The sequence below is a fragment of the Ruegeria sp. genome (assembly GCF_028066395.1).
Classification (GTDB): Bacteria; Pseudomonadota; Alphaproteobacteria; order Rhodobacterales; family Rhodobacteraceae; genus Ruegeria.
Genome location: NZ_JALCBM010000001.1, coordinates 23,775 through 29,481, shown reverse-complemented (window position 1 = coordinate 29,481; position 5,707 = coordinate 23,775). Strand labels below are relative to the sequence as shown.

Sequence of the window (5,707 nt, the reverse complement as noted above, 5' to 3'; positions counted from 1 at the left end):
CCGTTCGAGCTGATGATGCGCCAAGCTCAGGACATGGCCAAGGCGATGAACCCGGCGATGGAGAATTTCTCGCCCAAAGGGTTCGAGGCGCTGTGGCCGACCATGCCGAAAGAGGTCATGGAGATGATGTTCGGCAACACCGTCAACAAAGACGGGCTGGATGCCAAGACCCGCCTGCTGCTGACGCTGGCCGGGCTGACCTGTCAGGGCGCGCAGGCGGATTCGGCGGTGCGTCAGACCGTGCGCCACGCGCTGGAAGCGGGTGCCAAGAAACAAGAGATCGTGGAAACGATCGGTCAGATGTCGGTCTTTGCCGGCATCCCGGCCATGACCCGCGCGCTGGATCTGGCGCAAGAGGTCATGGGCGATAACGAGGATGAGGATCAATGACCGTCTTTGCCTTCTATCTGTTTGCCATCAGTGCCATCACCGGCGGCCTGTTCACGGTGATCAGCCGCCAGCCGGTGCACTCGGTGCTGTGGCTGATTTTGGCGTTCCTGTCCTCGGCGGGGCTGTTCGTGCTGCTGGGGGCCGAGTTCGTGGCGATGCTGCTGATCATCGTCTACGTGGGCGCGGTCGCGGTTCTGTTCCTGTTCGTGGTGATGATGCTGGACGTGGACTTTGCCGAGCTCAAGGCCGAGATGGCGCGTTATATGCCGCTGGCCCTGCTGATCGGTCTGGTCATCCTGATGCAGTTCGTCATGGCCTTCGGCGCATGGGACAGCGCGCAAGGGGCCGCCGCCAATCTGGCGCAACCGGTCCCGGCGGACCGGCATAACACCGAGGCGCTGGGCGTCATCCTTTACGATCAATACTTCCTTCTGTTCCAACTGGCGGGTCTGATCCTGCTGGTGGCGATGATCGGTGCCATCGTTTTGACGCTGCGCCACCGTCAGGACATCAAGCGTCAGGACATCATCGGCCAGATGATGCGCGACCCGGCCAAGGCGATGGAGTTGAAGGACGTAAAACCGGGGCAGGGGTTGTGATGCGCAGCACGGCCCTAGTAATATTTTTGTTTCTGTTTGCGTCAGGTGCCGCTGCTCAAGCTTGTTCGCTTACAGCTTTAAAGGAAAACTTCGAAAAGCTGGTAGTCGAAAAAAGCTGTGCCTTCAGTAAGGGTGGTCGCAAAAAGTATGACACATTCAGCGGAGAGCCAGTGATAGATTTGGGCAACGGACATATCGCTCAAAAACTTATTACTGGGACGAATTGTATGAGTCGGCTGAACCTATTCGTTTCTGATTGTTCAACCGGCCAAGGTATTGTCGTATTCGGTAAGCGTGTAGGGCCAGTGAAAAAGAGTGACGAATCTGGTCATAAAACAGTGTCTTCTGCGCAAGGGCCTGATGCGACTATCGACCTCTTACAAGAACCGTTAGGACCCTTGGGTTTGAATTCGCAAACAACTCTTTTGGACGTGAGGCGCACTTCAATCGAGCACAACTACCGCGCTGAAACTAATTTGCGGTGGTTCTTCAGTAGGCACGAAACGCGCAAGCGCATCGACTACACCTGTGGCTGCAAACTCTACTACCCCGACTCGCCAGGAGCGAAGCTATGATCGGACTTGAACACTATCTTACGGTCGCGGCGACGCTGTTCGTCATCGGCATCTTCGGTCTCTTCCTGAACCGCAAGAACGTCATCATCCTGCTGATGAGCATCGAACTGATGCTGCTGGCGGTGAATATCAACCTCGTGGCGTTTTCCAGTTTCCTCGGCGATCTGGTCGGGCAGGTGTTTACGCTGTTCGTACTGACCGTTGCGGCGGCCGAGGCGGCGATTGGTCTGGCCATTCTGGTCTGTTTCTTCCGCAACCGTGGCACCATCGCGGTTGAAGACGTCAATATGATGAAGGGGTAAGGGAACATGGAAACCACCATCCTCTTTGCCCCGCTGGTGGGCGCAATCCTTTGCGGGTTCGGCTGGAAGTTCATTGGCGAGAAAGCCGCCATGTGGACCGCCACGGGCCTGCTGTTTCTGGCCTGTCTGCTGTCCTGGGTCGTGTTCCTGACCTTCGACGGGGTGACCCAGCAGATCGAGATTCTGCGCTGGATCGAGAGCGGCTCGCTGTCGACAAGCTGGGCCATCCGTCTGGACCGTCTGACCGCGATCATGCTGATCGTTGTGACGACCGTCTCGGCGCTCGTGCATCTGTATTCCTTCGGCTACATGGATCACGACCCGCAATGGCGCGAGGGTGAGAGCTATAAGCCGCGCTTCTTTGCCTATCTGTCGTTCTTCACCTTCGCCATGCTGATGCTGGTGACGGCGGATAATCTGGTGCAGATGTTCTTTGGCTGGGAAGGCGTGGGCGTCGCGTCCTACCTGCTGATCGGGTTCTATTACCGCAAACCGAGCGCCAATGCGGCCGCGATGAAGGCGTTCATCGTCAATCGGGTGGGGGATTTCGGCTTTGCCTTAGGCATCTTTGCGCTGTTCTTCCTGACCGACAGTATCAATTTCTCGGACATTTTCGCCTCTGCACCCACGCTGGCAGAGACGCAGTTGACGTTCCTGTGGGGTGAATGGACCGCGATTGAGGTGATCTGTGTGCTGCTCTTCATCGGCGCGATGGGGAAATCGGCGCAGTTGATCCTGCACACCTGGCTGCCGGACGCGATGGAAGGCCCGACCCCAGTGTCGGCCCTGATCCACGCGGCGACCATGGTGACGGCGGGTGTGTTCCTTGTCTGTCGCATGTCTCCGCTGATGGAGTTCGCGCCGGGCGCGACCGGGTTCATCACCTTCCTTGGGGCCTCGACCGCGTTCTTTGCCGCGACCGTGGGTCTGGTGCAGACCGATATCAAGCGCGTCATCGCCTATTCGACCTGTTCGCAGTTGGGCTACATGTTCGTGGCTGCGGGCGTCGGCATGTATTCGGCGGCGATGTTCCACCTGCTGACGCATGCGTTTTTCAAGGCGCTGCTGTTCCTTGGTGCCGGTTCGGTGATCCACGCCATGCATCACGAGCAGGAGATGACCGAATACGGCGGGCTGCGGAAGAAAATCCCCTATACCTTCTGGGCGATGATGATCGGCACGCTGGCCATCACCGGCGTGGGCATCCCGCTGACCACTTTTGGTTTCGCCGGGTTCCTGTCCAAGGATGCCATCATCGAAAGCGCCTTTGCCGGTGGCACGGGTTACGCCTTCTGGATGCTGGTGATCGCGGCGATGTTCACCTCGTTCTATAGCTGGCGTCTGATCTTCCTGACCTTCTATGGTGAGCCGCGCGGGGACAAGCATACCCATGACCATGCGCATGAAAGCCCGATGGTCATGCTGATCCCGCTGGGGGTTCTGTCGCTGGGGGCCGTGTTCTCGGGCATGCTGTGGTACAACCAGTTCTTTGGCCACACGGACAAGGTCGGCAAGTTCTATGGCATCCCGGTGGCCGAGGCCGGAGCGGACGCGTCGCACGGGACCGATCAGGCGGATGCCGATCATGGCGATACGAGCCATGATGAGGCGTCCAGCACCGATGCAGGCCATGCCGCTGAGGACACTCATGGCGAAGCGGCCGCGTATGGCAGTGATCACCACTATGTCTTTGCCGGTCAACCGGGTGAGGGCGCGCTGTATATCGCGCCGGACAACCATGTTCTGGATGACGCGCATGCGGCTCCGAAATGGGTCAAGGTCTCGCCCTTTGTGGCCATGCTGCTGGGCTTTGTCGTGGCCTATTGGTTCTACATCGTGAACACCTCGCTGCCCGCGCGTCTGGCGGCGAACCAGCGTCCGCTGTACCTGTTCCTGCTGAACAAGTGGTATTTTGACGAGATTTACGATGCGGTCTTCGTCAAACCCACCGTGGCGCTTGGCCGGTTCCTGTGGAAGCGCGGTGATGGCAACACCATCGATGGCTTCCTGAACGGGGTCGCGATGGGCATTGTTCCCTTCTTCACCCGCCTCGCAGGCAAGGCACAGACGGGCTACATCTTTACTTACGCCTTCTGGATGGTTCTGGGTATCGCTGCCCTGATCACCTGGATGTCGATCGGCGGAGGCGCACACTAATGGACAATATCCTATCTATTGTCACCTTCATCCCCGCCATCGCAGCAGGCATCCTGGCCCTGTTCCTGCATGGTGAGGACGCAGCCGCGCAGCGCAACGCCAAATGGGTGGCGCTGGTTGCGACGACTGTGACCTTTCTGGTCTCGATCGGCATCTATACCGGCTTTGATCCGTCCAACACCGGCTTCCAGATGGTGGAAGAGGGTGAATGGCTGCTGGGCCTGAAATACAAGATGGGCGTGGACGGCATCAGCGTGCTGTTCGTGCTGCTAACCACCTTCATCATGCCGCTGACCATTCTGGCCAGCTGGCAGGTGACGGATCGGGTCAAGGAATACATGATCGCCTTCCTGCTGCTGGAAACGCTGATGCTGGGCGTGTTCATGGCGCTGGATCTGGTGCTGTTCTACCTGTTCTTCGAGGCAGGTCTGATCCCGATGTTCCTGATCATCGGCATTTGGGGCGGGGCGAACCGCATCTACGCCAGCTTCAAGTTCTTCCTTTATACCTTCCTCGGCTCGGTGCTGATGCTGGTGGCGATGGTGGCGATGTATTCCGATGCGGGCACCACGGATATCGAGGCGCTGATGAACCATCAGTTCTCCTCCGAAGGGTTCAGCGTTCTGGGCATCTATATCGTTGGCGGCTTGCAGACGCTGATGTTCCTGGCGTTCTTCGCCAGCTTCGCAGTGAAGATGCCGATGTGGCCGGTTCACACCTGGCTGCCGGATGCGCACGTGCAGGCGCCCACGGCGGGCTCGGTCGTGCTGGCCGCGATCCTGCTGAAGATGGGCGGCTATGGCTTCCTGCGGTTCAGCCTGCCGATGTTCCCTGTGGGCTCGGCAGTGATGACCGATGTGGTGCTGTGGATGTCGGCGATTGCGGTGGTCTATACCTCACTGGTGGCGCTGGTGCAGGAGGATATGAAAAAGCTGATCGCCTATTCCTCGGTCGCGCATATGGGCTTTGTGACCATGGGGATTTTCGCGGCGAACCAGCAGGGCATTGACGGGGCGATCTTCCAGATGCTCAGCCACGGATTCATTTCGGCGGCGCTGTTCCTGTGTGTCGGCGTGATCTACGACCGGATGCACACCCGCGATATCGAGGCTTATGGTGGTCTGGTCATCCGCATGCCCGCTTATGCGCTGGTCTTCATGCTGTTCACCATGGCCAATGTCGGCCTGCCGGGGACGTCGGGTTTTGTCGGCGAATTCCTGACCCTGATGGGGGCCTTCCAGGTCAACACTTGGGTGACGGCGGTGGCCGCGACCGGTGTGATCTTCTCGGCCGGTTATGCGCTGTGGCTCTATCGCCGGGTGGTCTTTGGCGATTTGATCAAAGAAAGCCTGAAAGCCATCACCGACATGAGTTCGCGCGAGCGGTTGATCTTTGCGCCGCTGATCGTGATGACCATTCTGTTGGGCATCTACCCGTCGCTGGTGACCGATGTGATCGGACAATCCACCGCCGCGCTGATTTCGAACTATGACACGGCTCTGGCCGCGGCTGAGGCCGCGACCCAGACGGCCGCATCGCATTAAGGGGGCTTTGGAGACATGATCCAGGCTGATCTGACTGTAATCCTGCCGGAAATCGTTCTGGCCGTCTATGCGATGGTGGCGCTGATCGGGGCGGTCTACACCAGCAAGGACGGGCTGGCACCGGTGCTGGTCTGGGCGAC

At 58.9% G+C, this 5,707-nt stretch carries 6 protein-coding genes; all 6 read left to right on the top strand.

Annotation, left to right across the window (positions count from 1 at the left end; translation table 11 throughout):
* The coding region (locus tag MPJ51_RS00165) for a carboxymuconolactone decarboxylase family protein (protein ID WP_298380974.1) at nucleotides 1-390 on the top strand (390 nt) is incomplete at its 5' end.
* On the top strand, nucleotides 387-989 hold the full coding sequence (locus MPJ51_RS00160) for an NADH-quinone oxidoreductase subunit J (RefSeq protein ID WP_171329748.1): 603 nt from the start codon (nucleotides 387-389) through the stop codon (nucleotides 987-989). The genes MPJ51_RS00165 and MPJ51_RS00160, both read left to right, overlap by 4 nt.
* Entirely contained in the window at nucleotides 989-1,564 is a 576-nt protein-coding gene (locus tag MPJ51_RS00155) for a hypothetical protein (protein ID WP_298380973.1), read from the top strand. The genes MPJ51_RS00160 and MPJ51_RS00155 overlap by 1 nt, the downstream gene beginning before the upstream one ends.
* Nucleotides 1,561-1,866: an NADH-quinone oxidoreductase subunit NuoK gene (gene nuoK, locus MPJ51_RS00150; RefSeq protein ID WP_005984024.1), complete on the top strand. Its 306-nt coding sequence runs from the start codon at nucleotides 1,561-1,563 to the stop codon at nucleotides 1,864-1,866. The genes MPJ51_RS00155 and nuoK overlap by 4 nt, the downstream gene beginning before the upstream one ends.
* Nucleotides 1,867-1,872: 6 nt before the next feature.
* The gene (gene nuoL, locus MPJ51_RS00145) at nucleotides 1,873-4,023 is read left to right on the top strand and encodes an NADH-quinone oxidoreductase subunit L (RefSeq protein WP_298380972.1); all 2,151 of its coding nucleotides are present in this window, start codon (nucleotides 1,873-1,875) and stop codon (nucleotides 4,021-4,023) included.
* Nucleotides 4,023-5,567: an NADH-quinone oxidoreductase subunit M gene (locus tag MPJ51_RS00140; protein ID WP_298380971.1), complete on the top strand. Its 1,545-nt coding sequence runs from the start codon at nucleotides 4,023-4,025 to the stop codon at nucleotides 5,565-5,567. Before nuoL ends, MPJ51_RS00140 begins: the two co-directional genes overlap by 1 nt.
* Nucleotides 5,568-5,707 lie beyond the last annotated feature (140 nt).

What these genes read in the sequence shown, in the direction of transcription:
- MPJ51_RS00155 (WP_298380973.1), top strand. Translation starts at nt 989, where the DNA reads ATGCGCAGCACGGCCCTAGTAATATTTTTGTTTCTGTTTGCGTCAGGT.
- nuoL (WP_298380972.1), top strand. Translation starts at nt 1,873, where the DNA reads ATGGAAACCACCATCCTCTTTGCCCCGCTGGTGGGCGCAATCCTTTGC.
- MPJ51_RS00160 (WP_171329748.1), top strand. Translation starts at nt 387, where the DNA reads ATGACCGTCTTTGCCTTCTATCTGTTTGCCATCAGTGCCATCACCGGC.
- nuoK (WP_005984024.1), top strand. Translation starts at nt 1,561, where the DNA reads ATGATCGGACTTGAACACTATCTTACGGTCGCGGCGACGCTGTTCGTC.
- MPJ51_RS00140 (WP_298380971.1), top strand. Translation starts at nt 4,023, where the DNA reads ATGGACAATATCCTATCTATTGTCACCTTCATCCCCGCCATCGCAGCA.